A 25,382-nucleotide genomic window follows, 5' to 3' on the forward strand; every position below is an offset into this window, starting at 1 on the left:
GCTATTCGCGGTCTGCGGAGGCCTCGAGCGCCTGCGCATTCACCGTGGTCCTGATCGCCAGCGGCGCCGCGATGGCGGCGCTGCCGGCGTCCAGCCGCCATTCGCGGCTGCGGCCCGCCAGGGCGTAACCGAGCAGGCCCTTGCTGAGCGCAATTTCCTTGCCAGCGGCGGTACGCACGGTGGTGGCGCCGATCTGGGCATGCATGCCGCCATCGTTACGGGCGCGCAGGAACCATGCGCCGTCCCGCTTCAGCAGCGACCAGGCCAGGCGCGGCGCCAGTGTCACGTCGGACGGCAGCACGAACACCGGTACCGAATACTGGAGCCGGATCGCCACGCCGCTGGCGCCGGGCTCGAGGCGCGGAATCTCGTCGATCAGGATGCGGTAGGTCTGCTCGCGCGCCGGCGGCTGGCCGTCGCGGCGCACCAGACGCACGGTCTGGCTGGCGCGGGCGGCCACTTCGATGATCGGCGGGCTGGCCACGACCTCGGTTGCGGGCAACAGCACCTCTTCGCCGTCCTTCTGGTCCCAGGTGAACACCCGCACCTGGCCGTACAGCGGCTGGTCGCCGAAATTCTGCAGGGTGATGCCGGCCGCGGTCTGGGCGCCGCGCAAGCTGATCGACACCGGCGAGATCTGCAGGTTGGCGGCGTGCGCCTGCGGCGGAATCAACACCGCCGCCAGAATCGCGCCGGCAAAGGCCAGGATGGCGGGCAGGCAGCGCCGCAAGCCGTGCGGATGCGTCATCAGAAGTACACGGTGGCGGTGATGGTGGACTTGTAGGCGTCCGGCGCCGGACTGGCCTGGGCGGGGATTTCGCCATACACGGTCAGGGTTTGCTGGGTGCCGTTGCCGGTGCCCCCGACGGTGTCGGTGCCCTGGGTATTGCCCCACAGGCCGCTGCCGGGCGCCTGGAACAGGTCGAAACGCACGGTGCCGGTGTTGGCGCCGGTGCCGCTCATGTAGCGGGTGGTGCCGCTCGACCCGGTGCCGGTGCCGGCGTTCAGGCCGATGTTGTACGGCGTCGTGTTGGTGCAGGTGACATTGATGCTGGAGTTAGCGGTCACGGCCTGGGTCAGCACGCCCTGGCTCTGGCCGAAATCGATGCCGGTGGCGGCAATGGTGCAGTCGGCAACGATCCGCATCGAGACGTCGAAACTCGCGGTCTTCGGCACGCCGTTGCTGTAGACGGCAGCGATCGCCGCGGCGGGCATCAACGCTGCACTGATCAGGCTGGTTACGAAGAGGCGGGTACGCGCTTGCATGCTGTTTGCTCCTGTTGTCGGTGTCCGGCATCGATTGCCGTACGACAACTATCGCACAATCCAGCAAAATCAGTAAAGTCGCAATTGTTGAATTTGCCGATTCGGCACGTGAAAGCCGCAATAGTGATGCTGGATAGCAACAATATTTGCCCTTTCTTGCATACCGGACGGGCTCATCGCACCGTATGCAGGTCCTGCAGCAGCGGCAAGTCCATGTGGAAGACGGTTCCTCCGCCCTTGCGGTCGGCGAAACCGAGCTGGCCGCCATGCTCGACGACGATCTGGCGGCTGATCGCCAGTCCCAGTCCCGAGCTGGTTTTCTGGTCGGCCTGCGGATCGCCCTGGGCGAATCGCTGGAAAATGCGGTCGCGGAAGGCCGCCGGGATGCCTGCGCCGCGGTCGGCCACGCTGACCCGCACGCCTGGCGCGCCATTGCTGATCGACACCTCCACCGCACTGCCGCGCGGGGCGAACTTGACCGCGTTCGACAACAGGTTGAGCAGCACCTGGGTGATGCGGTCGCGGTCCATCTCGACGACGAGCGATTCGAGCGCCGGCTCCCAGCGGGTTTCCAGGCTCACCCCGGCCTCGGCCGCCTGCACCCGGATCGCGGCCAGGGCGTCGCGCACCACCGGCAGCAAGGGCACCGGCGCCGGCGCGATCGCAAGTTTCCCCGACGCGAGCTTTTCGATGTCGAGCATGTCGTTCACCATGCGTACCAGCCGCTCGCAATGCCGGTAGGCGATCTCGATCAGTTCCCTGGCGTCGGCATCCATCTCGCCGGCGGCGCCCGCGTTCAGCAGCGACAGCGAGGCGCGGATCGAGGTCAGCGGCGTGCGCAGTTCGTGCGAGACGGTCGCCACCAGCTCGTTCTTCATCTGGTCGATGCGCTTGCGGCTCGAGACGTCGCGCATGAAGATGCTGAAGAAGCCGCGCCCATCCTCGCCCGCCAGGCCGACCGACAGTTCGATCGTGCGTTCCTGGCCGTCGCGCGCCACCAGCGTGCGCTCGATGCGGCCGGTCAGTTCGCGTGTGCTGCCGGTACGGCGGAACTCGTCGAGCATGCGCTCGAATCCGGGCTGGTAGCGGCGCGGCAGCACCAGCGGGCCGAGCGCGCGTCCCACCGCTTCGCGCCGGGTCCAGCCGAGCAGCCGCTCGGCCTGCGTGTTCCAGTCGGTGACCACGCCCATCCGGTCCATGCCGATGAAGGCGTCGTGCGCGGTCTCGACAATGGTCTGGATACGCTCCGCGTTCTGGCGCAGGGCGCCGAGCGCGCCGGCCAGTTCGTCGGTGCGCTCGGCAACCCGCTGCTCCAGCGTTTCGTTGAGCGACTCGAGTTGGCGGCTGCGCCGCAGCAGGTCGTCCAGCAGCGTGTTCAGCGCGCTCGCCAGGCTGTGCACTTCGTCGTAGCCATGCGAGTTTGGCGCCGAGGCGGGCGACTCTCCCTTGCGGATCCGGTCGGCGTACTGCTGCAGCTGCTTGATCGGATGCGTGATCCAGTTGGCCACCAGGGCGCCCGCCAGCGAGAACAGCAGGGCCAGGCTGACGCCGGTCCACAAGGCGTTCTGGCTGAGCGCCCGTACCGGCGCATAGGCATTGTCCACTTCCTGGCGCAGCAGCACCACCCAACCCAGGCCGGGATACTCGGCGTAACCGGTGGTCTGGCTGTAGCCGACCAGGTACTTCTTCCCGTCGGGCCAGGTCTCGAGCGCATAGCCGACACCCTTGCGGCCGCGCGCCTGATCCAGGCTGGTCGCCTCGAGTTTCTGTCCGAGCAGGTCTGGCGGGCCCAGCAACACGACGCCCTCGGCACTGGTGATGAGGGCCTGGACCTGGCGCGCCGACTGGATCGGCAGGATCACCGAGCGCTCCACGTCGCGCGCCCACTCCCAGGACAGGTGTGCGCCGAGCACGCCTACCGGCGCCCCCGCGGGACCCAGCACCGGAAAGGCCACGTCGACGAAGCGCAGCGGCTGGCCCTTGGGCGACTCGAGCAGGCTGGCCAGCTTCACCGCTTCATGCACGTCGCCGATATGAATGCCTTGCAGCGCCTTGGCGAACCAGGGCCGTTGGGCGACATTGGCGCCTTCGAGCAGCCCGCGCGCGGCCGCGAGTACCGTGCCGTCCGGCGCGGCGAGGCCGAACCAGCTGTAGTAGCCATAGGTCTGGACCGCGTCGTCGAGCATGCGGCGCCGCTTGTCCGCCTGGGTACGCGGATCGAGCTCGGCGATCCGCCTGGCCACCAGGTTCACCTCGCGGTAGCGCTCGAACATGCCGCGATCGAGCTTGTCGGCGGTCTGTTGCGCCAGCTCGCCGAGCCCATAACCGATGTTCTGCTTGACGTGTTCGATGGCCTGCTTCTGCACCAGGGTCACCAGAACCACGGTCAGGATGATCGACAGCCCGGATGACGCCAGCGCCATGTAGCCGGACAGGCCGCTGGGCAGAATTCCTTTGAACACACGCCGCAAACCTGGCATTGCTCTCCCCTCTTCTTGCCGCGTTGTGACGAGTTTAGCGCATCGCTCCGGTCAGCGGTGCCGTGCGTGCGCGACTCATGCCGATCGCATAAAGACGTGGCGAAGCGCGCTCAGAACAGCGCCGCCTGCGGGCTGGTCAGGCGTACGAAGCTGTCGCCCAGGAAGGGCAGGATCGCGTCCGCGATCGGTTCGAGCTGCTTGGTCAGGTAGTGCTCGTAGTCGATGGGCGAATTTCTTCCCGCCTGGCGCAGCTCGAGCGGCTCCGGACCGCCGGTCGTCATCACATAGCGGATCCAGCCGCCGTTGCGATACTGCGGCGGCCGGCCCTGGCTCGTATGGTAGGCGTCGGCCATGCGCGCCGCGCGCACGTGGGGCGGCACGTTGCGTTCGTAGTCGTCGAGCGGGCGGCGCAGGCGCTTGCGGTAGACCAGCAGTTCGTCCAGCTCGCCGCGCAGGGTGCGCGCCACGTAGTCGGCCACCCAGTCCTGGTAGGCTTCGCGCTTGAACACGCGCAGGTAGAGCTCCTGCTGGAACTGCTGGGCCAGCGGCGACCAGTCGGTGCGCACCGTCTCCAGCCCTTTGTAGACCATCTCTTCGCTGCCGTCCGCCGCGATCACCAGGCCGGCGTAGCGCTTCTTGCTGCCTTCGTCCGAGCCGCGCACGGTCGGCATCAGGAAGCGGCTGTAGTGGGTGTCGAATTCCAGCTCCAGGTGCGAGGCCAGTCCGTAGTCGGCCTCCAGGTGCGCGCGCCACCAGGCATTGACATGTTCCACCAGGGCGTGCCCGATGCGCCCTGCCCCTTCCTGCCCATGCGGACCGCCGAGCCAGACAAAGGTCGAGTCGGTATCGCCATAGATGACCTGGTAGCCCTGCGCTTCGATCAGGGCGCGGGTGCGGTGCATGATCTCGTGCCCGCGCATCGTGATCGAGGACGCCAGGCGCGGGTCGAAGAAACGGCAGCCGGTGGTACCCAGCACGCCGTAGAAGGCGTTCATGATGATCTTGAGCGACTGCGACAGCGGCGCATTGCGTTCGCGCTTGGCCGCTTCGCGGCCTTCCCAGACCTGGCGCACGATGCCCGGCAGGCAGTGCCGGGTGCGCGAGAAGCGCGCGCCGCGAAAGCCCGGCACCGTGCTCTGCTCGGGTTCGGCCAGGCCCGCCACCAGGCCCACCGGGTCGATCAGGAAGCTGCGGATGATCGAGGGGTACAGGCTCTTGTAGTCGAGCACCACCACCGAATCGTACAGGCCGGAGCGCGAGTCCATCACGAAGCCGCCCGGGCTGTCGCCGGCCGCCACGTCGCCGATGTTCGGCGCCACGAAACCCTGGCGGTGCATCAGCGGCATGTAGCGGTGTTCGAAAGCCGCCACCGAACCGCCGCTGCGGTCCACCGCCAGGCCGGTGACGCTGGCGCGCTCCAGCAAAAAGCGCACCAGTTCCGTCTTCTCGAAAATGCGGGTGACCAGTTCGCAGTCCTTCAGGTTGTAGAAGGCCAGCGCCGGCTTGTCCTGCGCAAACATGCGGTTGATCTCGTCCATCCGGCTGTAGGGATTGTCGATCGCCTTGCCCTCCCCAAGCAAGGCCTGCGACACCGACTCCAGGCTGAACGAAGGGAAGCTGTAGGTGGCCGATCGCAGCGCCTCGATGCCGTCGATGACCAGGCGGCCGGCGATCGAGACGAAGAAATGCTCCGAACGCCCATGCTCGCGGGTCTCGATGGCGCTGCCGTCGCGCCCCAGGCGCAAGGGGCGCTTGAGGCGTTCGGCCGCCTGCACCAGCATGCGCATGTCGAACTGGATCACGTTCCAGCCGATGATGGCGTCCGGGTCGTGCCGGGCTATCCACTCCTCCAAGCGGTCCAGCAATTCGGCGCGGCTGGCGCAGTACTGCAGCTGGAAGTCCAGCGCGCGCTCGGCGCCGTTGGGCGCGCCCAGCATGTAGACCTGGCGCTGGCCGCAGCCCTCCAGCCCGATGCAATACAGTTCGCCGTGCTGGTTGGTTTCGATGTCGAGCGAGACCAGGCGCAGCTGCGGGCGGTAGTCGCCGTCGGGCCGCAACTGGGCATCCAGAACCAGTTGCGGATGCTGCGGATCGGGGCTGCCATGCACCAGCACCGGCGCCGTGATGAAGCGCTCCATCAGGTAGCGTTCGGGCGGGCGGATGTCGGCTTCGTAGACGTCGACGCCGAATTCGCGCAGGCGCTTTTCCAGGCGCAGCAGCTGGCGGTAGTGGCGGCAGTACAGACCGAGCACCGGACGATGCTGGAAGTCGCACAGGGACAATTCGCGCAGCTCCCAGCCCTCGGGGCCGCGCCCCTTGGTCTCACCGTGCAGCACCAGCTCGGCCGCGGCGCGCTGCTCTACCGGCACGAAGGCGACCGGGGTCTGCGGCGCGATCCGCAAGCGGCGCGGGCCGGCGTCGGTGGCGACCCAGAATTCGACCTCGGTGCCGTTCTCGCCATCTTTCCAGTGCCGGGTCAGCAGGAAGCCCTGCAGGGCGGAAGTATCCATCGCCGTGGTCTCAGGAATAGTGCGCCAGCTCCGCTTCGCTGAAACCCGCCCGGCGCCGCGCCTCGATGTTGAACGGGCCTTTCAGCACCGGCGCCCCGTAGCGCAACGTCAGCTCGGCATAGGTCGACACCGGCTCCAGATTGCGCAGGCCGCACAGGTGCAGGTACCAGCGGTTGCCGATCTCGACGTGGCCGACCTCATCGACCAGCAGCACGTCGAGGATGGCGGCGGCATCCAGGTCGCCGGCCTGGGCCAGCTTGGCGCGCAGCGGCGGGATCGCGTCCAGCCCGCGCGCCTCCAGCGTGCGCGGCACCAGCGCCATGCGCGCCAACACGTCGCCGCGGGTCTTTTCGACCATCTCCCACAGGCTGTCGTGGCCGGGGAAGTCGCCATAGGCGTAGCCCAGCGTGGCCAGGTGCGCGCACAGCATCTCGAAGTGCAGCGCTTCCTCGCCGGCCACCTTCAACCAGTCGGTGTAGTAGTCCTGCGGCATGCCGGGAAAGCGCCACAGGGCGTCCAGCGCCAGGTTGACGGCATTGAATTCGATGTGGGCGAGCGCGTGCACCAGCATCGCGCGGCCCTCGACGCTGGCCATCGAGCGCCGGCCGACCAGGCGCGGCGGCACCAGCGCGGGCTGGGCGGGACGTCCCGGAATGCCTTCCGGCGCGGTGGGCGCCGCATCGCGGTCCACGGTCCAGGCGCCCGCGCGGTGGGCGCTCACCAGCGCCGCCACGCCGGCGGTCTTGCGGGCGGGGTCGGTCTCGAGCAGGGCTTGCAGAGCGCGTGCGCGAAGCTCCAGCGGTTGCGCCATCGTCTAGGCTTTCAGGAATTGCGAAGCTGCTAGTGTACCAAAGCGCGTGGGCCACCTTGCGGGTACGCAGCATCGCGCCGATGTTGCGGAAATGTTGCGCCGATGCTGCAATGCATCATCGGCGCAACACTCTACCCAAGGGACATTGTGACCAAAGCGGCAAGCTTGCTAATATGATCGGCCCGGCGCTCCCTCCCCAGCCGGGTTCACTGCAAAGGATCCGCGCCATGTTTGCCCGCCCTGCCTTGCATTCCCGCCTCATCCTCGCCGCCTGTGCTTTCGCCGCCGAAGTCGCCCACCTCGGGTGGGAGACCGCCCACGGCGGCGTTTCCGCGCACCACCTGCTGAACAACCCCGAGCTGCCCGCCATCTCGAACTGGTGGGGACTGCTGGTGGTCCCCTGCCTGGTCTGGTTCCTGGTGGGGCGCATCCAGCGCCGCGCCGCCACCCTGGTGCAGGTCGGCAGCCGCGAGCGTTTCCGCACCCTCGCACAGACCCGCTTCACGGTGAGCCTGTTGTGGGCCGCGGCGCTGTCGCTGGCCTTCACCCTGGATCACCCGGCCGTCGGCTGGATCTTCTTCGGCGCCTTCGGCGCCGCCCTGTGCGTGCACGCCTGGCGCGCCGAGTATGTGCTCGGCTTCGCGCTGGGCCTGACTTTCACCTTCGGCGCCGTGCTGCCGGTGCTGATCGCGAGCGCCATCGCGGCCTGCTCGTTCGCGGCGCACCTGCTGCTGGGAACGGTGCTGCGGCTGGCGCGCGGCGGCCGGGCGCGCGGCATCGAACTGCCCTAGCCGGGGGCGCCTACATCTGGCGGAACAGCTGCGCATACACCGGGCTGACGCGCGGCTTCTCGGGCCGGTTGCGCAGCGTGAGCTGCACCTTGCCCATGGTGTCGCGCCCGGCGCTGGCCACGCAGGCCATGTTGACCACGGTGCTGCGGTTGATCTGCCTGAATTGGGCCGGATCGAGCTGCGGCAGCAATTCCTTGAGCGGGAGCCGGATCAGGGCGTCGTGCTCGCCGGTGGCCACGCTGACGTACTTGTCGGTGGCCTGGAAGAACACCACCTCGGACACCGGGATCATGCGCACCATGTTGCCGACCGCCGCGCGCACGAACTGCAGGCGCTCGGGCGCCGGGCTGGCCGGCATCAAGGCTTGCAGCCGGCCGACCAGGTCGGCCAGCGGGTCGTCGCGCCGGTCGGCCGCCTGGGCGGCGCGGCCGGCCAGCAGTCCCCGCAGGCGCTCGACCGTGCGCGCCAGACGCGTCTCGTTCACCGGCTTGAGCACGTAGTCGGCCGCGTCCTGCTCGAATGCCTGCACCGCATAGTCGTCGTAGGCCGTCACGAACACCACATAGGGAAACGGGGCCGGGCCTTCCCAGCGCTCGGCCAGCTCCTCGGCGGCCTCGATGCCGCTCTGGCCGGGCATCCTGATGTCCATGAACAACAGGTCGGGCTGCAGGGCGAGGGCCTGCTCCACGGCGGCCAGGCCGTTCGGGGCGGTCGCGGCGATCTCCAGTCCGGGCCACAGCCTGGCCAGGGTACGGGCGAGGGTCGCCGCCAGGATCGGTTCGTCTTCTGCAATCAGGGCGCGGATGCTCATGCGGTCTCCAAAGGTAGGCTCAGGTGGACAAGGGTGCCTTGCGGCTGTGCGGGCGCAAGCTTGATTTCGGCGCGCTCGCCGTAGAGCACGCGCAGGCGCTCCCGGGTGGTATCGATGCCGACGCCGCCGCCGCTGCGGCCGGTGCTCCGGCCCGGACCGAGCCCGGTATCGTGCACGCGGATGTGCAGCTGGCCGTCGTCGGCTACGGCCGAAATGGTGATTTCGCCGCCCTCGATCTTCGGCTCCAGGCCGTGCACGATCGCGTTCTCGACCAGGGGTTGCAGCAGCATCGGCGGCACTTGCGCCTGACGCAGCGCGGCCGGCAGCTCCAGGCGGTAGGCCAGGCGCTCGCCCATGCGCACGCCCATCAGGCCCAGGTAGGCTTGCATCGCGTCGAATTCCGCGCCCAGGGTGGTGCTCTCCGAACGGGTGGCGCCGAGCGTGGCACGCAGGTACTGGATCAGCTGGTCCAGCATCGCATTGGCGCGGTCCGGATCGATGGCGATCAGGCCCTGCAGGTTGGCCAGGGTATTGAACAGCATGTGCGGCTCGATCTGGGCCTGCAACAGGCGCAGCTGCGCCTGCAGGGCCTGGCGCTCGATGGTCTCGGCGCGCAGCCGCGCCTCCTGGTGCTCCTGGCGGATGCGCCGCAGACGCTCGCGGTGGACCACCAGCAGCGTCATGGCGACCAGGCCGAGGAAGGTGAACACGATGTAGCTGACACGCCCCACGCTCGGGTAGGCGGCCAGGCTCGGAGGAGTATCGCCGACGAGCAGCGCGCCGACCTGGATGCCGACGAAATGGGCCGGCAGCGCGACCAGCAGCATCACCCCGGCCAAGGCCAGCCAGCGCCCCGGATGTCCGTCCAGCACCGGCCAGAAGCGCAGCCGCACCAGGTCGACCACGGCAAAGCCCGGCACGCCGATACACAGCGAATACACGAGCTGCTCGGGCAGGGTCTCGGGGCGGCTGACCAGCAGCACGATCAGGACGGCGGCGAGCACGCTGGCCAGGGCGGCCAGGCGCAGGTCGCGCAGCATCGTGGCGACGATGCGCCCGGGAGGCGCTTCGGGGATGGCGGCTAGGGCGTGGCTGGGCTGGCGCATGGGTCTGGCTTGTTCATGTGGCAAGGTCAAGCTGCATTCTGCCCAGCCAGCGCGGCGCCGGCAAGCCGGCTGCGACGAACCGGCGTTCCGGCGCCGTGGACCGGCATCCCGGTCGACCGGATTGTGGCGCCGATGGCCACCAATACCTACATGCATGTGTCATATTCGGGCTCTTTCCTGTAGGATAATGCCCTAGTCCTATAGGACTATTCCGCTTGCTTGGTGAGCACAGCCAGCTTCTCCTGAAAGAGACCGTGGGAACACGATTCCGTACGGCGGCGCTGCGTACCCTGCAGTTCAGAAATCGATAACAAATAGCGTGCCGCGGATTTGCTACCGAATCCGCCCGGATTCGCCAGGAGTCTATGGAGCTTTCCCTGCCACAGCGTGCCGCCGCCCGCAGCCGCACCGCCCTTGCCTGCCTGGCCGCGGTGCTCGCCATCGGCGCCGCCGAAGCCGCGCGCTGGACCCTCGGCGCCCGCGCCGCCGCCGCCCCCTCCACCATCGCCACCGTGGTCCCCGGGCGGGTCAGCCTGTCGGAACTGTCGCGCTCCCTGATCCCGATGCCGCGCAATACCCCATCGGCCCACGCCAGCGCCATGGCGACGCTGCCGGGCGACCGCATGCTGACCTTCTGGTGGGCCGGCAGCCGCGAGAGCGGCCCGGACGTCAAGGTCTACGCCTCGCAGTGGCAACACGGTAAATGGGGCGCCCCGTGGGAAGTCGCCAGCCGCGCATCGCTCGGCAAGGCGCTCGGCTTCGGCGTGCGCCGCGTCGGCAACCCGGTCGCCTGGACCGGCAGCGACGGCCGCATCCACCTGTACGTGGTGGCCACCGGCCTGGGCGGATGGGCCGCGTCGCGCGTGGCCCACCTGGTCTCCAGCGACGAAGGCGCCAGCTTCGCGATGAAGCGCGTGCTGCCGATGTCGCCCCTGTTCAATACCAGCGTGCTGGTGCGCACCAACGCGGTCGGCCTGGCCGACGGCGGCTGGTGGCTGCCGGTCTACTTCGAACTCGGCATCAAGTACCCGATGCTGATGGCCTTCGGCCCCGACGGCGAGCCGACCGGGGTCGCGCGCATTGGCGAACGCACCACCACGCTGCAGCCGGCGATCGTGCCGGTGTCCCCGCACGAGGCGCGCGCCTGGATGCGCGACGCCAGCGACGAGCGGCGCGTGCAGGTTGCCCGCAGCCGCGACGGCGGCGCCAGCTGGGAAGACCTGCCGCCGCTCGACCTGAACAACGAGGACACCTCGATGGCCGTGCTGCGCCTGGCCAACGGCGAATTCCTGATGCTGCACAATCACATCCGCGCCGGCGGCTCGGCGCGCAGCCTGCTGCGCCTGTCGCTGTCGAAGGACGGCCGGACGTGGCGCACCGTGGCCGACGTGGCCAGCGGCAGCGCCGGCGACGAATTCTCCTATCCGACCATGCAGCAGGTCGGCCAGGAACTGCATGTCACCTACACCTTCCAGCGCCAGGCGATCGCGCATCACCGGTTCCGGATCAAGATTGGGGAGAACATCTAATGGGTTTGCCTGAGCTTTCGTGGCAGTTCGTGTACGCGCGCCTGGCGTGGGCGCTGGTGCTGGCGGCCCTGGTGGCGGGCGCCTGGCCGGCCGGCCGGCGCCTGCCGCGGCGCGCGCTGGCCGGCATCGCGGCCGCCAGCCTGCTCCTGATGGCCCTGCCGGGCCAGGCCTCGCCGGCCTGGCACTTGGGCCTGGCCTTCCAGTACCCGAGCGGCATGCTGGCCGCGCTGTGCGCGGTGAAGCTGCATGCGCGCTGGCGCGCCGCGCCGGCCGCAGCGTCCGGGCTGGCCGGCGCCATGCCGCTGCGGCTGGCCGCCGTGCTGGCGGCCGTCGGCTCCGTACTCTATCTCGACGCGATCGGCCTGCTGACGCTGGGCCTGTATTATGCCGGCTTCGGGCCCCGGCTCACCCCGCTGCTGGCCATGCTGCTGGCGCTGGCCTGCGCCGCCGCCATCGTGCGTGGCCGCAGCCCTGCGCAAGCCGGCGCGGCGCTCGCCGCCGTGCTGCTGTTCTCGCTCGCGCGGCTGCCGACCGGGAACCTGTGGGACGCCCTGCTCGACCCGCTGCTGTGGGGCTGGGCCCTGTTCGCGCTCGGCGCCGCCGCGGTGCGCGTCGGGCTGCGCCGCGGCAAGCCCGGGCGCCCGGCCCAGCCGCAGCCCGGCCAGCACGGCCAGCACGAGCTGCCGGCCCTGCGCGCGGCCGGCGCGGAACCGTTTTCACCTATCAAGGAGTAGTTTGTGGCAACAAAGAAGTCCTTCCTCCATCCCGCCATCGCCACCGGGATTGTCATCAACATCTTCATCCTGGTGCTGGCAATCGCCGCCAGGGGCGACAATGCGGCGCTGTGGCGCCTGCTGGTCGAGGACGGCATCGTCGAGTGGATGCAGTTCCTGTGCTTCAGCGTGATCGCCATGCTGCTCGGATTCGCCTTCTTCGAGCGCCTGAAACGCAGCGACCGCGGCCTGCTCGAACTGCTCGCCCTGGGCGGCCTGAGCCTGCTGTGCGCCCTGGCCGCGCTGGAAGAGATCAGCTGGTTCCAGCGCATCCTCAACGTGCAGTCGCCCGAGTTCTTCCTGCAGAATAACCGCCAGGCCGAGACCAACATCCACAACCTGGCGGTGGGCAACGGCAGCCTGCACAAGAACGTGCTGCTCAAGCTGATCGCCATCGCCGGCCTGACCCACAACCTGGTCCTGCCGCTGGTGGCGCGCACCAAGCCGGGCGTGCAGCGCTGGGTCGAGAAGCTGGGCCTGTACCTGCCGCCGCTCTTGGCATCGGTGATCTACCTGGTGCTGGTGGCGCTGTCGCACGCCCTGATCGAGCACCCGCGCAAGGGCGAGCTGGGCGAGATGTTCGGCGCCGTGCATTACCTGGCGACCGTGTTCGCGGCCTATTTCGCGGGCGTGAACTACCTGCGCGCACCGCTGTTCGAGAACGCGGCCGACATCCGCCGCCTGTCGGTGCTGTTCGCCGGCGGGATGGTGTTCCTGCTCCTGGTGGCGTGGCTGCTCAGTGCAGGGGCTGGCGCCGGGCTGCCGCCGGCGTAAGCCGTTCGCGGGGTGGTCCGCGCCGCTAGCGAGGCATCGCCCCCACCCGCCGCGCCTGAAGGATCTCATCGCGGAACGCAAGGTCCGAAGGCGCATCCCGACGCATGGCCGTATCATGAGCAATTCGGCTGGTCGCTTCGCCTCGATCGAGACTGTTTTGTCTACCTCGAGAATCAGGCATGCGAGACGATCGAACATTTAACGAACGTACATGCTGAGACCCTCGTGACACTCTGAGATTTTTGAACCATCGCGACCTGCTATGCTGGACCGCCGGTCAACCAAGGTCGAACAGAAGAGGCATCGCAGAGATGAAAGTCGTTTTGGTAGTTGCAATCGTGGCATTGATTGCCGTCGTCATCGGGCAGGCACTTCTAAAAAGTGTCGGCAGCGTAGAAGACTACAAGTCCCGCCAGCTAATGACGGAGAACGAATCCGAGTTTTTCGGTCGATTGATCGTCGCCTTGCCAGACCATTACATCTTCCCTCAGGTTGCTCTGCCAGCCCTGATCGAAGGTGGCGCAAAAGACAAGAAGCGCGCATATAGCGACTATCTCCGCATCGCCCAGCAGCGTGTGGACTATGTAGTGTGCGATCGCAGCTGCCAGGTTGTCGCGGTGGTTGAGCTGGACGACAAAACGCATTCGCGCAAGAAAGATGAGGTGCGTGATGCGCGCCTGCAGCAGGCTGGCATCCGGACAGTGCGCTTTCAGTCCAAAAGCAAGCCAACTGTGGAGCTCGTGCGCGCCGCCGTTCTGCCGGCATCTGCTCCCACAAGCTCCAAAGCGACTGTAGCCTGAATATCAACGAAGCCTAAGCCGTCGATATCGTCAGCTTCCTGCCGCCAGCAGTCCTTCAGGAGACCGAAGAATTGGGGCTTTTGTTGGCTTTTTTCAGGCTGCGGCATGGCCTTTCGGTATTCTTCCTTATGCTCATCTTAGAATTTCCAAACGAAAAACTGAATCGCCACGAGTTTCCTAGACACTCGCGAGCCGCTTGAAATACTGCTTTTCATACTTAACTGGCGACACGTCATTGCTGAAGCTGTGCCGGCGCTTCGGATTGTAAAACATCTCGATGTAATCGAAGACATCCTGCCTTGCCTCTTCCCGGGTGCCGTAAGTCTTGCGTCGGATTCGTTCCCTTTTTAAGAGCTGGAAGAAGCGCTCGGCGACGGCGTTATCGTGGCAGTTCCCTCGCCGGCTCATGCTTTGCTGCAGATTGTGCTGGTCCAGGAAATCGCGCCAGTCATAGTTGCTGAACGCAGCGGGGACCGGGCAGCTGTCTCACGCCAAACCTGCTGTTCGACCTGCATGATGTCGACACCGTCATCCGACGCAATCAGCCTGGCGTTAAACGAGCACTGAGCTGCCTGCCAAGGCTGAGCAATAGCGCTATCGGGGCATTGCTACCGCAGCACCGGAGAGCGGCCGCCCCGCCATTACCACCACGGGTAGCGCATGTCCAAGCCGAGCTTGCTGGCAAGCATAAAGGTCAAGAACCCGAGGCCCAGCAGCGACAGCACGAAAATTGCGGCCACCTGGCCGCTCGCGCGCAGCACCGCGCGCGTATCCATCTGCTGCTTTTTCTTCCCTTGATCGTAATGCCACTTGATGGCGAAGAACATGCCTATGCATAAGGCGAGAACCTTGAACGTACCGGCGACGATGGGAAACCAATCCATGATGTTGAACCAATGCAGATGAGAGAAGAGAAAGCGCCGGCAACACCATCCAGGGATGGCGTTGCGGCAGTTTGTGAAGCATTCTACTCAAAAGCACTTTCAATACATCGAGACAAAATGTCCCAGTTGGAATCCGTACAAGAGAAAAAGTCGCCGATCGTCATGGCGCCTTGTTCGACGTCGCTTGCCGGCCGCGTGCCGTCATCCGGCCCGCCGGACCGGATGAGCATGTCGCCTCTCCAGGACATCAGAAGCAGTAGTTCATGCGGGCGTAGATGAAACGCCCGCTACGGCCGAACGGCGCGTAGTTGGCGAAGGGCGTGTTCCCCGTGCTGTTCAGCGCCGGCGGTTGGGTTTCAGGATACTGGTCGAACAGGTTGTCCGCGCCCAGCGCCAGGCTCAGTTTCGGCGTCAGCGCGTAGCGCGCTTCCAGGTCGACCAGGGTCTTGGCCCCCATCCAGAAGTCCAGCGCCGCCGTGGTGCCGGGCTGCAGCACCTTGCCGTAGCGCGTCGCGCGCAGGGTCGCGCCCCACTGGCCCAGCTTCCAATTCATGTTGGCGCTGAGCTTGTTCTCGGGCTGGCCCTTCTCCAGCGACAGCACGTTCAGGCGGTCGAACAGCACCGGTGCCGGATTGAGCGCGGCCAACTGCGCCGTCACCGGCACCTTGGTCACCTTGGTGTCGGTGAAGTTGCCCGCCAGCGTGAAGTCGAAATTACCGGCGTTCGCCGTCTTCATCGGCCAGCTCAGCACCACGTCCACGCCCTGGGTACGGGTGTCGACGCCGTTGATGAAGAAGCGCCCGCCGCCCACGCCATTGATGCCCTGCGCGATGATGTAGTTGCGCACGTTGGTCTGGGTCAGGTTCTCGGACAGGATGATGCGGTCCTCGATGTCGATGCGGTAGGCGTCGATGGTGATGCTGAACGGGTCGAAGCGCAGCACCGCGCCGATCGAGGCGTTCACCGATTTTTCCGCTTCCAGCGGCTTGGCGCCGAGCGCCACCGCCACCCGGTCGGTCGGGCGGAAGGTGGTGATCTCGAAAGGCACGCCGTTGATGAAGTTGGTCGAGGTCGCGGTGAAGTACTGCTGCTGCGGCGACGGCGCCCGGAAGCCGTTCTGGATCGCGCCGCGCAGCGCGAAGGACTTGCTGAAGTCGTAGCGGCCGGAGAGCTTGCCGGCCAGGCTGTTGCCGAAGTCGGAGTAGTGCTCGCCGCGCACCGCCACCGAGGCCAGGAATTCCGGCGTGATGTTCGCTTCCAGGTCGACGAAGGCGCCGATCGCGCTGCGGTGCGCGTCGACCTCGTTGCTCGGACGGAAGCCCGGGAACACCTGGGCGCCCGGCGCCGCCGGGGTGCCGTTCGGCAAGATCACCGGGCCGGCGCGGTAGGAATCCGGCTCGCCCGCGAACAGCTGGTAGCCTTCGCGGCGTGCTTCCGTGCCGACCGCGATGTTCAGCGGCGAAGCCAGGCCGGCCACGTCCAGCGAGCGCACGCCGGTCAGGTTGAACACCAGCTGGTCGTAGGCGTAGCCGCCGGCGTAGAACGCGGTCTTGCTGCCCGGGCCGATCGAGCGGTTCAGGGTGTTCTCGATGTCGTAGGCCATGCGGTTGCGGCCGTAGCCGAGCGAGGCGTCCATGTCCCAGTTGCCGGCCAGCCAGGTGACCCCGCCGGTGGCCGAGAAGTCGTTCACGGTCGGCGCGATGATCGGCAGGAAGCCGTCCGGGTAGATCGACGCGATGTTGCGGTCGTCCAGCGCGCGCCGGAAGAAGCCGCCCGAACGCGCGAAGCGGTTCTGGCCACTGGCCCAGCCATACAGCTTGACGCCGCCGCCCAGGTCGTAGCCGGCGTTGGCGAACAGGGTGAGCTGTTCCATCTCGGGATCGCCGTACCAGGCGTTGAAGCGGTCGATGGTGAGTTCGCGCGGGTCGAAGCCGCCGCCCGCCACGCGCGGGTACTGCTGGCGCATGTCGTAGCCGCTGCGCTCGGTGCGGTGCTGGTCCTTGTATTCGGCGGCGATGGTCAGGTAGCCGTCCTCGCCCAGGGCCAGGCCCTTCCAGAGGCTGACGGTGGCGGTCTGGCCGTCGGTGCGCTCGCGCGCGTTCGGTGCGGTCCAGGTGGCGCCGGCCGGGGGCGCATCGTTCCACAGCTCGTATTCGGTCTTGCGGGCGCCGTAGGTGACGCTGGCTTCGCCGCCGCTGCGGTCGGTGCGCAGGCGCAGGTTGACCACGCCCGAGATCGCGTCCGAACCGTACTGGGCGGCGGCGCCGTCGCGCAGCACCTCGACGCTCTTGACGATCGCGGTCGGGATGGTGTTCATGTCGACCGCCGCTGAGCCGCGGCCGATCGAGCCGTTGACGTTGACCAGCGACGAAGCGTGGCGGCGCTTGGAGTTGACCAGCACCAGGGTCTGGTCGGGGGCCATGCCGCGCAGGGTGGCGGGACGGATGGTGTCGGTGCCGTCGGTGATGGCGGGCTTCGGGAAGTTCAGCGAGGGCAGCGCCATCGACAGCGCCTGGGTCATTTCGGTGCTGCCGCTGTTCTTGAGGGTCTCGGCCGAGATGATGTCGACCGGCGCGGCGGTGTCGAGCGCGGTGCGGTTGGCCACGCGGGTGCCGGTCACCACCACGGTGGCCGCGGCCGCAGGATCGGTGGATGGAGCCGGCGCGGCATCCTGCGCGTGGACGCCCGAAAACAGCGAGGCGATGGCCACGGCCAGTACAGTCTTTTGCGTCACATGTTTCTGCATCGTGATGTCCTCTTGTTGTTGTCAACACGCCGGAAGTCGCGGGGCGTCGTTTGATACTGCTGGGCACGCTAGAGGATGTCAATTCGCAAAGCTTGCATTTGGACATATTTACAACAGTAAGACGCACGTCAGGCTGCCGTAAGCAAACCGAGGCGCGTGCCAGGCGCGCGCCGCGCCGGCCAGCGCCTGCCTATAATCGCTGCCGCAGGACGGTCCGCCCCGCGGGCCGGCCCTGCTCCCGATGCCTTACGGGCCGGCGCCCCTTGCCGGCAAAGTTCCCTTTATCACGTTGACGGCACCACATGGACCGCACCGATGAGGACTTGTTTGCATCGGCCGGCGACGGCGCCGCACCACGCCGGCTACTTGATTTACGTCAGGCAGTTGTCCTGATCGTCGGCGTGGTGATCGGCGCCGGCATCTTCAAATCTCCCGCCATCGTAGCCGGACTCAGCGGCAGTGCCGGTTGGATGTTCGCCATCTGGGTGCGGGGCGGGCTGATTTCCCTGGTCGGCGCGCTGTGTTATTCCGAGCTGAGCACCGCTTATCCGCATCCCGGCGGCGACTACCACTTCCTGCACCGCGCCTACGGCCGCGCCACCGCCTTCCTGTTCGGCTGGGCGCGCTTCGCCGTGATCACCACCGGCTCGATCGCGCTGCTGGCCTTCGTGTTCGGCGACTACATGCAGCAGGCCCTGCCCCTGCGCATGCTGCCGTACGGATGGGGCGCCACCGCCTACGCCTGCGCGGTGATCGTCGTGCTCTCGCTGCTCAACCTGCAAGGACTGCGCACCGGCGCCGGGGCCCAGGTGTGGCTGACCCTGGCCGAGGTGGGCGGACTGCTCCTGCTCGCCGTCGCGGCGGCGTTCTTCACGGAACCCGGCGCAGCGGCGGCGGCGCCGGCGCACGCCGCCGCGCCGGTCTCCCTCGGCCTGGCCATGGTGTTCGTGCTGCTCACCTACGGCGGCTGGAACGAGGCCGCCTACATCAGCGCCGAAGTGCGCGGCGGCGCACGCGGCATGGCGCGCGTGCTGACCTGTTCGATCCTGCTCATCACCGCGCTCTACCTGACGGTCACCTGGGCCTGCCTGTACAGCCTCGGCCTGCGCGGCATGGCCAGCTCCGAGACCCTCGCGGCCGACGTCATGGGCCGGGCCTTCGGCCCCGCCGGCGAAAAGCTCATGGCGCTGCTGGTGGCGATCTCGGCCCTCACCTCGATCAATGCGACCATGATCGTCGGCGCCCGCACCGGCTATGCGATGGGACGCGACTGGCGGCCCTTGCGCCGGCTTGCCCACTGGGATGGCGCGCGCGGCATACCGGCGGTGGCGATGGCGGTCCAGTGCGCCGTCGCCCTGCTGCTGGTGGGCTTCGGGGTGGCCTTCGGCGGCGGCTTCAAGTCCATGGTCGAGTTCGCCGCGCCGGTGTTCTGGCTGTTCTTCCTGCTCAGCGGCGCGTCGCTGTTCGTGCTGCGCCGCCGCGAACCCGAGCTGCCGCGTCCGTTTCGCGTGCCGCTGTATCCCTTGCTGCCCCTGCTGTTCTGCGCCAGTTGCGCCTGGATGCTGTGGTCCAGCCTGTCCTACGTATACAGCCGTTCGCTCGGCGGGCTCAACGCCGCCTGGATCGGCGTCGCCGTGCTGGCCAGCGGATCGCTGCTGCTCTTCCTCGACCGGAACGACCGGTCACCCTCATCCCCCTGAAGGAGATCGCATGCATACCGACGAAGGTCGCCGCACCCTGCTGCTGTCCGCCGCCACCACGGCCGGGACGCTCCTGCTGCCCTACCGCGGCCTGTCTGCCCAGGAACTGGCCGCGCAGGCGCGCCTGGACGTGCCCTATGTACCCACGCCGCCGGATGTGGTCGAGCGTATGCTCCAGATGGCCAGGGTCGGCAAGGACGACCTCCTGTACGACCTCGGCTGCGGCGACGGCCGCATCGTGGTCACCGCAGCCAGGGACCGTGGCGCGCGCGGCACCGGCATCGACCTGGATCCGGTGCGCATCGCCGAAGCCCGGGAGAACGCCAGGATTGCCGGCGTGGCCGAACGCGTTAACTTCGTGGTGGGCGACCTGTTCCAGGCCGACGTGGCGGCGGCCACGGTGGTGACGCTCTACCTGCTGCCCTCGGTGAACCTGAAGCTGCGGCCGCGCCTGTGGCGGCAACTCAGGCTCGGCACCCGGGTGGTGTCGCATGCCTTCGACATGGGGCCGGCCTGGCCGCCCGAGAAAAAGGACGAGGTCGGTGGGCGAACGATCTACTTCTGGACCATCACCACGGCCAACAAGAAGGCGGTCGGGGCCTGAATCCCCGTCGGCCGGGGCGCAGCCGCTACTCCTGCGACGGCGCCCGGGATGCAGAGCAAATTTGCACGAACCGCCCTGCATGCAAATAGTATTTGCATAAATGACATTGCCGGCAAATGAATGTCGGTCGACGCCGCGCGACGGCCGCCGCCCATCGCAATTTGTCATTTCCTTATTGTTGTCCAGCATGTAAGCTATGGGGTCCAGCGCGCGCGCTGGCCACGCCCGCGGCACATTCCCGCCCGGGCGCTTCCGTCTGGCCACAAGCGGGACGTCTCGTGCGCATCCGCTGTCATTCTGCTACCGTATCGGGATGGCAGCAGCGGATCGGCCCGGCATCGGCCCCCACCAGGGCACGCGATGCCGGCACGGCAGCGACCTCTTTCACTCATTCGGCTATCTGATTGGCTACTTATTGGCTACTTATTGGCTACTCACTCGGCAAGCAATATGACCTCTTCGACAGACACTGACACCGGTCTCCCCCTCGACATGATCATTTTCGGGGGCATGGGCGACCTGGCGATGCGCAAGCTGCTCCCGGCGCTCTACATGGCCTACCTGCACGGCAACCTGCCGCCGCAGACCCGCATCATCTCGACCGGCCGCCAGGAATACGACCGCGAAGCCTACCTCGCCCACGTCGAAGCGAATTCGCGCTCCTTTATCGCGAGCAATAACTTCAACGACAAGACCTGGGACGGCTTCCTGCAGCTGCTCGAGTACGTCCGGCTCGACGTCCAGGCCGCACCAAGCTTCGACGCCCTGGCCCGCGCCGCCCATCCGGGGGCGCAGCGCGTGTTCTACCTGTCCACCGCGCCGGCCCTGTTCACCACCATCTGCGCCAAGCTGGCCGAAGCCGGCCTGGTCGACGCCCGCGCACGCGTGGTGCTCGAAAAACCGCTCGGCAACGACCTCGCATCCGCCATCGAGATCAACGAAGCGGTCGGCAAGCACTTTGCCGAATCGCAGATCTACCGCATCGACCACTACCTGGGCAAGGAAACCGTGCAGAACCTGATGGTGCTGCGCTTCGGCAACTCGATCCTGGAACCGCTGTGGCGCGCGCCGAACATCTCGAGCGTGCAAATCACCGTGGCCGAGGAAGTCGGCGTCGGCAGCCGGGCCGGCTTCTACGACAGCACCGGCGCCATGCGCGACATGGTGCAGAACCACCTGCTGCAACTGCTGTGCATCGTCGCGATGGAACCGCCCACCTCGCTGTCGCCGGACGCCGTGCGCGACGAGAAGCTGAAGGTGATCCGCTCGCTGCGCCGCTTCGGCCTGGCCGACATCGCGCGCGACACGGTGCGCGGGCAATACAGCCATGGCGTCAGCGGCAACCAGGAAGTCAAGGGCTATCTCGAGGAAAAGAACGTCCCGCCGGACAGCAAGACCGAGACCTTCGTCGCCATTCGCGCCCACATCGACACCTGGCGCTGGTCGAAGGTGCCGTTCTACCTGCGCACCGGCAAGCGCATGGCGCGCCGCTCCTCCAAGATCGTGGTCGAATTCGCCAATCCGCCCTTCCCGCTGTTCCCCGAGATGCCGGGCGGCGTCGCCAACCGCCTGGTGATCGAGCTGCAGCCGGAAGAAGCGATCAAGCTGCAGATCATGGCCAAGCAGCCCGGCAGCGGCATGCAGATGCAGCAGGTGGCGCTCAACCTCGACCTGCAGTCGGCCTTCCAGCAGCGCCGCGCCGAAGCCTACGAGCGCCTGTTGATCGACGTCGTGCGCGGCCGCCTGACCCATTTCATGCGCCGCGACGAACTCGAGGCCGCCTGGGAATGGGCCGACCCGATCATCGCCGGCTGGAGCACGCTGGGCGAGAAGCCGCATTCCTACGCGGCCGGCTCGTGGGGGCCGGCGGAAGCCTTCGCGCTGCTGGCGCGCGACGGCTTCGCCTGGGTCGAGTAAGGCCATGACATGGCGGGGTGGCGTTCAAGCGGCGGCAGATTAGCTTCGCAGGAAGCATTGCCGTGACTTGAACGCGCGGCCGGCCATGCCGGCCACCCTACCAATGCAAGCGCGTGCGCCGCATGCGCCGCAGGATCCACGCATACAAGACCGCGTTGACGACCAGCACCCCGGCCGCCAGGCCAAGCTGCAGCGCGCGCGTCATCTCGCCCGGGTAAATCAGCGGCAACAGGTAATGATCGATGAACCCGCCGCTGTAGCCGGACTCGCCGGCCAGCGCGCGCAGGCGGTTCTCGACGTGCGTCAGCGGGCAGATGGCGCCCAGCAGCTCGATGCCGGCGCCCCAGGCGGCCGCCGCCAGATGCACCGGTGCCAGGGCCGGCCGGCGCAGCACCAGCAGCGCGCCGAACACGACGAACAGGATGAAGCCGAGGTGCACCAGCAGCACGGCGTCGGCAAGGAAACGGTAGGCCATGCGTGTTCGATCTCCCTGGAAACGTTCGGCCGCCTGGGCGACCGCGCCAGTTTAATACGCCGCAAGTGCCTGCGCCATTGGCCGCCCGCACGATTGAAGCCGCACGCGCGGCAGCGTACAGTAGCAGGTCTTCGAACCCGACGAGAACGCCATGCACGCCCCGATTCTTCCTACGTTTGCCATGCCTTCCTTCGCCGCCTTCGGCGCCCAAGCCCTCAAGAACATGGACCGCAGCCGCCAGGCGCGCGGCAAGATGCTGGACCGCGCAGGTTACGGCCCGCAAGAGACGCCCTTTACCGTCCTCTACACCGAACCCGGCCTGAACCTGCGCCGTTTCGGCGCCGACGAGGTTCAAGGGCCGGCCGTGCTGCTGGTGCCTGCCCCCATCAAGCGCTCCTACATCTGGGACCTGTCGCCCGAAGTCAGCGTGGTGCGCCGCTGGATGGAACAGGGCTACCGCGTCTACCAGGCCGAATGGACGCCGCTGCCCGAGGATGAAAGCAAGGGCGAGGATTTCGCACTAGCCGACTATGGCGATCGCCTGCTGTCCGCCTGCCAGCGCGCCATCGAGGCCGACAGCGGCGCGCGCACGCTGGTCATTGCCGGTCACTCGCTGGGCGGCATCCTGGCCGCGATCTACAGCTGCCTGCATCCCGACCGGGTCGACGCCACCATCCTGCTGGAGTCGCCCCTGCACTTCGAGAAGCGCTCCTGCTGCTTCCGCCCGCTCATCGAGGCCACGCCGCACGCGCGCCAGATCGCCGATTCGTTCAGGCAGGTGCCGGGCGTATTCCTCAACATGATGAGCGCCATCGCCGAACCCCAGGCCTTCCAGTGGGAACGCATGATGGACCGCTACCTCTCGCTGGCCAGCCCGCGCCTGCTGGCCAGCCACATGCGCGTGGAACGCTGGACGCACGACGAGTTCCCGCTGCCCGGCCGGCTCTTCACCGAACTGGTCGAGCAGCTCTACCGCAAGGACCAATTCATGCAGGGCGAGCTGGACATCAACGGTCGCCGGATCGGCCCGCAAGACCTGCGCGCCCCCTTGGTGAGCGTGCTCGACCCGCGCAGCAAGCTGATCCCGGAGGCGGCCATGCGTCCTTTCCACGAGGCCGCAGGAAGCGTGCGCAAGCAACTCCTGCACTACGAAGGCGACGTCGGCGTGAACCTGCAGCACGTCGGCGTGCTGGTCGGCGCCAGCGCCCATGCGCGCATCTGGCCGGAGATCTTCCGCTGGCTGGACCACAAGGTGGACTGACGTAATGGATTGACATTGCGCGCGGCGGCGAGCCCGTCCGCGCACAGCGACACGCGGCGATTCTGGGGTACCATGCCGGGCAATCTTCCGCCCCCACCTCCGAATCAAGGAAACACGTGTTCGCTGTACTCGCTCTCGACATGGGCGCCGCCATGAAAACCCTGGTGCTGACGCTCGACCTGCTCGGCACCTTCGTCTTCGCCCTGAGCGGCGCCACTGCCGGCGCCCGGCGCCGCCTCGACATCTTCGGCGTGCTGGTGCTGTCCTTCGTTGCGGCCAATTCCGGCGGCATCGTGCGCGACCTCCTGATCGGCGCCACGCCGCCGGCGGCCATCCGCGACTGGCGCTACCTTGCCGTGTCGATCCTGGCCGGGCTGGTGATCTTCTTCTGGTACCCGATCATCAACCGCCTGCGCAACGCCGTCCTGCTGTTCGACGGCGCCGGCCTGGCGCTGTTCTGCGTGGCCGGCGCGCAGAAGGCGCTGGTGTTCGGGCTGGACCCGGTGATGGCTGCCCTGCTGGGCATGCTGACCGGGATCGGCGGCGGCATTGCACGCGACGTGCTGCTCAACGAAGTCCCTGCCGTGTTCCGCTCCGACATCTATGCGGTGGCGGCCCTGGCCGGCGCGGGCGTCGTGGTGCTGGGCGACGCCCTGCGGCTGCCCACCACGGCCACCGCCTGCACCGGCGCCGCGCTGTGCTTCGGCATGCGCCTGGCCGCGATCCGCTTCGGCTGGCACCTGCCGACCGCGCGCACGCCCGAGCATGGGGACGACGAGAAGCAGGATGACGGGCGCGGCGAGTACCGCTGAACCCGCGGCGCAGCAGACCAACTTTGGCACAGTCCCACGGGCAGGCATCAAGGAGGGCGCCTCGTCAAGTGCATTTGCAGCAGCTATAAACGAGTCCGGCGCATTGATTGCTACTTGCAGCGAGCATCGTAAAGAGCCAGGTATTCGTTGACCATCCGGTCAATACCATGATGTTGTTGGGCGAAGCGGCGACCAGCTTCGCCATGGAACTTGCCCAGGCCAGGATTCTGGACATACTCGGCAATTGCCATTGCGAGATGTTCCGGACCCGGCGAGTCCACCAACATGCCGGTGATGTTTTCCTTGACGATATCGGGAAGGCCTCCCACACGGGGCGCAATTACCGGCACTCCCGTTGCCATCGCTTCCAGCGCCGCGACCGGCATTGCTTCCGAGATTGAAGACAGGACAAACACGGAGAATGTTTTCAAAATTTCCGCGATATCATTGCGAGATCCTGGAGTCCATACTAGATGAGCAATTCCCAAGGCGGATATCTTTCGCTTCAATGGCGGCAACAGCGGCCCGTCACCAATAATGGCCAATGACAGTTCCGGCCCGTTGTCCCTGCCGCGCTCCAGCAAGAGGACAAAGGCGTCGACCAGGGCGGAATGATTTTTTACCTCGGATACACGCCCCACGGTCCCGATCACGAAACGCTTGGATTGCGAGGCACGTGCGGTTCCTGACTGAAGCGGCATCGAATCTGGCGAGAACCGATCTGTATCGACCCCGTTCGAGATGCAAGAGATTTTCGATCGAGGCAAGCGAACGATTTCGGCAAGCCAGTTTTGCAAATCATTGGACACCGCAACGCAGGAATGCATCAGCAGTGCCATCACACGGCGCAACACGTTGTACTTGAGATTGCGGCCATCTGCTTCGTTCAGGTTACGACCGTGTTCGGAATGCAAGCGAACCGGCACGCCCGCCAATAATCCCGTGGCCGTGTATTCAACAGCACTGATACAGTAGGTATGCAAGATCGTCGGACGTAGCGTTCTTAGCAGTTTCCAGAGCCTGACGTGCGCAGAAAGACCCAGACCGGCAGGTTTGTCGAGGCTATAAACGGGCGTGCCAGTACCCTCGATTTTTTCCAAAAAATCGGAATATCCGCTGATGCAGACGACAGCATGACGATATCGCTGGCGAGGGATGCGGCGGATACACTCGGCGAGCAAGGTTTCCATCCCACCGACATCGAACCGGTAAATGACATGCACAATGAGAGGCGCGTCCATGCAGGCAGCATCGGAGAAGCCTGAGCTTGCCCGCATGATTCGTGTGTGCTCAGCCATGTTGTTTTCTTCCGACATCGGCGCTGACGTAGTT

The 25,382-nt window shown here is 66.9% G+C and carries 22 protein-coding genes and 1 pseudogene; 10 read left to right on the forward strand and 13 right to left on the reverse strand.

Annotated features, from left to right (window positions below):
• Position 1 precedes the first annotated feature (1 nt).
• From IM543_13870 to IM543_13890, 5 genes are all read right to left on the reverse strand, one after another.
• Positions 2-748, reverse strand: coding sequence for a molecular chaperone (locus IM543_13870; GenBank protein QOY92696.1), 747 nt, complete (start codon positions 746-748; stop codon positions 2-4).
• The gene (locus IM543_13875; GenBank protein QOY92697.1) at positions 748-1,266 is read right to left on the reverse strand and encodes a spore coat U domain-containing protein; all 519 of its coding nucleotides are present in this window, start codon (positions 1,264-1,266) and stop codon (positions 748-750) included. The genes IM543_13870 and IM543_13875 overlap by 1 nt, the downstream gene beginning before the upstream one ends.
• 173 nt (positions 1,267-1,439) lie before the next feature.
• Entirely contained in the window at positions 1,440-3,746 is a 2,307-nt protein-coding gene (locus IM543_13880; GenBank protein QOY92698.1) for a PAS domain S-box protein, read from the reverse strand.
• Between the two features lie 110 nt (positions 3,747-3,856).
• Entirely contained in the window at positions 3,857-6,256 is a 2,400-nt protein-coding gene (locus IM543_13885; protein QOY92699.1) for a DNA polymerase II, read from the reverse strand.
• A 10-nt stretch (positions 6,257-6,266) separates the two neighbouring features.
• Positions 6,267-7,067: a ferritin-like domain-containing protein gene (locus IM543_13890; GenBank protein ID QOY92700.1), complete on the reverse strand. Its 801-nt coding sequence runs from the start codon at positions 7,065-7,067 to the stop codon at positions 6,267-6,269.
• 227 nt (positions 7,068-7,294) lie between these two features.
• Here IM543_13890 and IM543_13895 point away from each other — a divergent pair, with 227 nt between their 5' ends.
• A complete protein-coding gene (locus IM543_13895; GenBank protein QOY92701.1) occupies positions 7,295-7,858 on the forward strand; it encodes a hypothetical protein in 564 nt (187 codons plus the stop codon).
• Between the two features lie 10 nt (positions 7,859-7,868).
• On the opposite strand, the gene IM543_13900 is transcribed toward IM543_13895, so the two are convergent.
• Together IM543_13900 and IM543_13905 are read right to left on the reverse strand one after the other, a co-directional pair.
• Positions 7,869-8,669, reverse strand: a complete 801-nt coding sequence (locus IM543_13900; GenBank protein QOY92702.1) for a response regulator transcription factor — start codon at positions 8,667-8,669, stop codon at positions 7,869-7,871.
• Positions 8,666-9,775 (reverse strand): histidine kinase, encoded by a 1,110-nt coding sequence (locus tag IM543_13905; GenBank protein QOY92703.1) that lies wholly within the window; start codon positions 9,773-9,775, stop codon positions 8,666-8,668. The genes IM543_13900 and IM543_13905 overlap by 4 nt, the downstream gene beginning before the upstream one ends.
• A 365-nt stretch (positions 9,776-10,140) precedes the next feature.
• Between IM543_13905 and IM543_13910 the strand changes: the two genes are divergently transcribed.
• The 4 genes from IM543_13910 (at position 10,141) to IM543_13925 (ending at position 13,651) form a co-directional block, all read left to right on the forward strand.
• A complete protein-coding gene (locus IM543_13910) occupies positions 10,141-11,304 on the forward strand; it encodes an exo-alpha-sialidase (protein QOY92704.1) in 1,164 nt (387 codons plus the stop codon).
• Positions 11,304-12,038 (forward strand): hypothetical protein, encoded by a 735-nt coding sequence (locus tag IM543_13915; protein QOY92705.1) that lies wholly within the window; start codon positions 11,304-11,306, stop codon positions 12,036-12,038. Before IM543_13910 ends, IM543_13915 begins: the two co-directional genes overlap by 1 nt.
• Before the next feature lie 3 nt (positions 12,039-12,041).
• Positions 12,042-12,851 (forward strand): hypothetical protein, encoded by an 810-nt coding sequence (locus tag IM543_13920; GenBank protein QOY92706.1) that lies wholly within the window; start codon positions 12,042-12,044, stop codon positions 12,849-12,851.
• A 311-nt stretch (positions 12,852-13,162) separates the two neighbouring features.
• Positions 13,163-13,651 carry a DUF2726 domain-containing protein gene (locus tag IM543_13925; protein ID QOY92707.1) on the forward strand — a complete coding sequence of 163 codons (489 nt, stop codon included), beginning with the start codon at positions 13,163-13,165 and terminating at the stop codon, positions 13,649-13,651.
• A 177-nt stretch (positions 13,652-13,828) separates the two neighbouring features.
• Here IM543_13925 and IM543_13930 read toward each other — a convergent pair.
• From IM543_13930 to IM543_13945, 4 genes and pseudogenes are all read right to left on the reverse strand, one after another.
• Positions 13,829-14,113 (reverse strand): annotated as a pseudogene (locus tag IM543_13930) (IS3 family transposase).
• Positions 14,114-14,292: 179 nt separating this feature from the next.
• A complete protein-coding gene (locus IM543_13935; protein QOY92708.1) occupies positions 14,293-14,535 on the reverse strand; it encodes a hypothetical protein in 243 nt (80 codons plus the stop codon).
• A gap of 83 nt (positions 14,536-14,618) precedes the next feature.
• Entirely contained in the window at positions 14,619-14,765 is a 147-nt protein-coding gene (locus IM543_13940) for a hypothetical protein (GenBank protein QOY92709.1), read from the reverse strand.
• 17 nt (positions 14,766-14,782) lie between these two features.
• A complete protein-coding gene (locus IM543_13945) occupies positions 14,783-17,281 on the reverse strand; it encodes a TonB-dependent receptor (GenBank protein ID QOY92710.1) in 2,499 nt (832 codons plus the stop codon).
• Between the two features lie 302 nt (positions 17,282-17,583).
• Here IM543_13945 and IM543_13950 point away from each other — a divergent pair, with 302 nt between their 5' ends.
• The 3 genes from IM543_13950 to zwf all read left to right on the forward strand — a co-directional run bounded on the left by IM543_13950 (position 17,584) and on the right by zwf (position 21,502).
• Positions 17,584-18,981: an amino acid permease gene (locus IM543_13950; GenBank protein QOY92711.1), complete on the forward strand. Its 1,398-nt coding sequence runs from the start codon at positions 17,584-17,586 to the stop codon at positions 18,979-18,981.
• Between the two features lie 10 nt (positions 18,982-18,991).
• Positions 18,992-19,585: a class I SAM-dependent methyltransferase gene (locus IM543_13955; GenBank protein QOY92712.1), complete on the forward strand. Its 594-nt coding sequence runs from the start codon at positions 18,992-18,994 to the stop codon at positions 19,583-19,585.
• 450 nt (positions 19,586-20,035) lie between these two features.
• Entirely contained in the window at positions 20,036-21,502 is a 1,467-nt protein-coding gene (gene zwf / locus IM543_13960; protein QOY92713.1) for a glucose-6-phosphate dehydrogenase, read from the forward strand.
• A gap of 97 nt (positions 21,503-21,599) precedes the next feature.
• Here the strand turns inward: zwf and IM543_13965 are convergent, their stop codons facing one another.
• Entirely contained in the window at positions 21,600-21,977 is a 378-nt protein-coding gene (locus IM543_13965; GenBank protein QOY92714.1) for a DUF2784 domain-containing protein, read from the reverse strand.
• Between the two features lie 223 nt (positions 21,978-22,200).
• Here IM543_13965 and IM543_13970 point away from each other — a divergent pair, with 223 nt between their 5' ends.
• Together IM543_13970 and IM543_13975 are read left to right on the forward strand one after the other, a co-directional pair.
• Entirely contained in the window at positions 22,201-23,238 is a 1,038-nt protein-coding gene (locus tag IM543_13970; protein ID QOY96684.1) for an alpha/beta fold hydrolase, read from the forward strand.
• 152 nt (positions 23,239-23,390) lie between these two features.
• Positions 23,391-24,050: a trimeric intracellular cation channel family protein gene (locus IM543_13975; GenBank protein QOY96685.1), complete on the forward strand. Its 660-nt coding sequence runs from the start codon at positions 23,391-23,393 to the stop codon at positions 24,048-24,050.
• 110 nt (positions 24,051-24,160) lie between these two features.
• Here the strand turns inward: IM543_13975 and IM543_13980 are convergent, their stop codons facing one another.
• Complete coding sequence (locus IM543_13980) at positions 24,161-25,273, reverse strand: TIGR03088 family PEP-CTERM/XrtA system glycosyltransferase (GenBank protein QOY96686.1); 1,113 nt, start codon at positions 25,271-25,273, stop codon at positions 24,161-24,163.
• Positions 25,274-25,382 lie beyond the last annotated feature (109 nt).

This window comes from Massilia sp. UMI-21, from assembly GCA_015277795.1.
Taxonomy (GTDB): Bacteria; Pseudomonadota; Gammaproteobacteria; order Burkholderiales; family Burkholderiaceae_D; genus Telluria.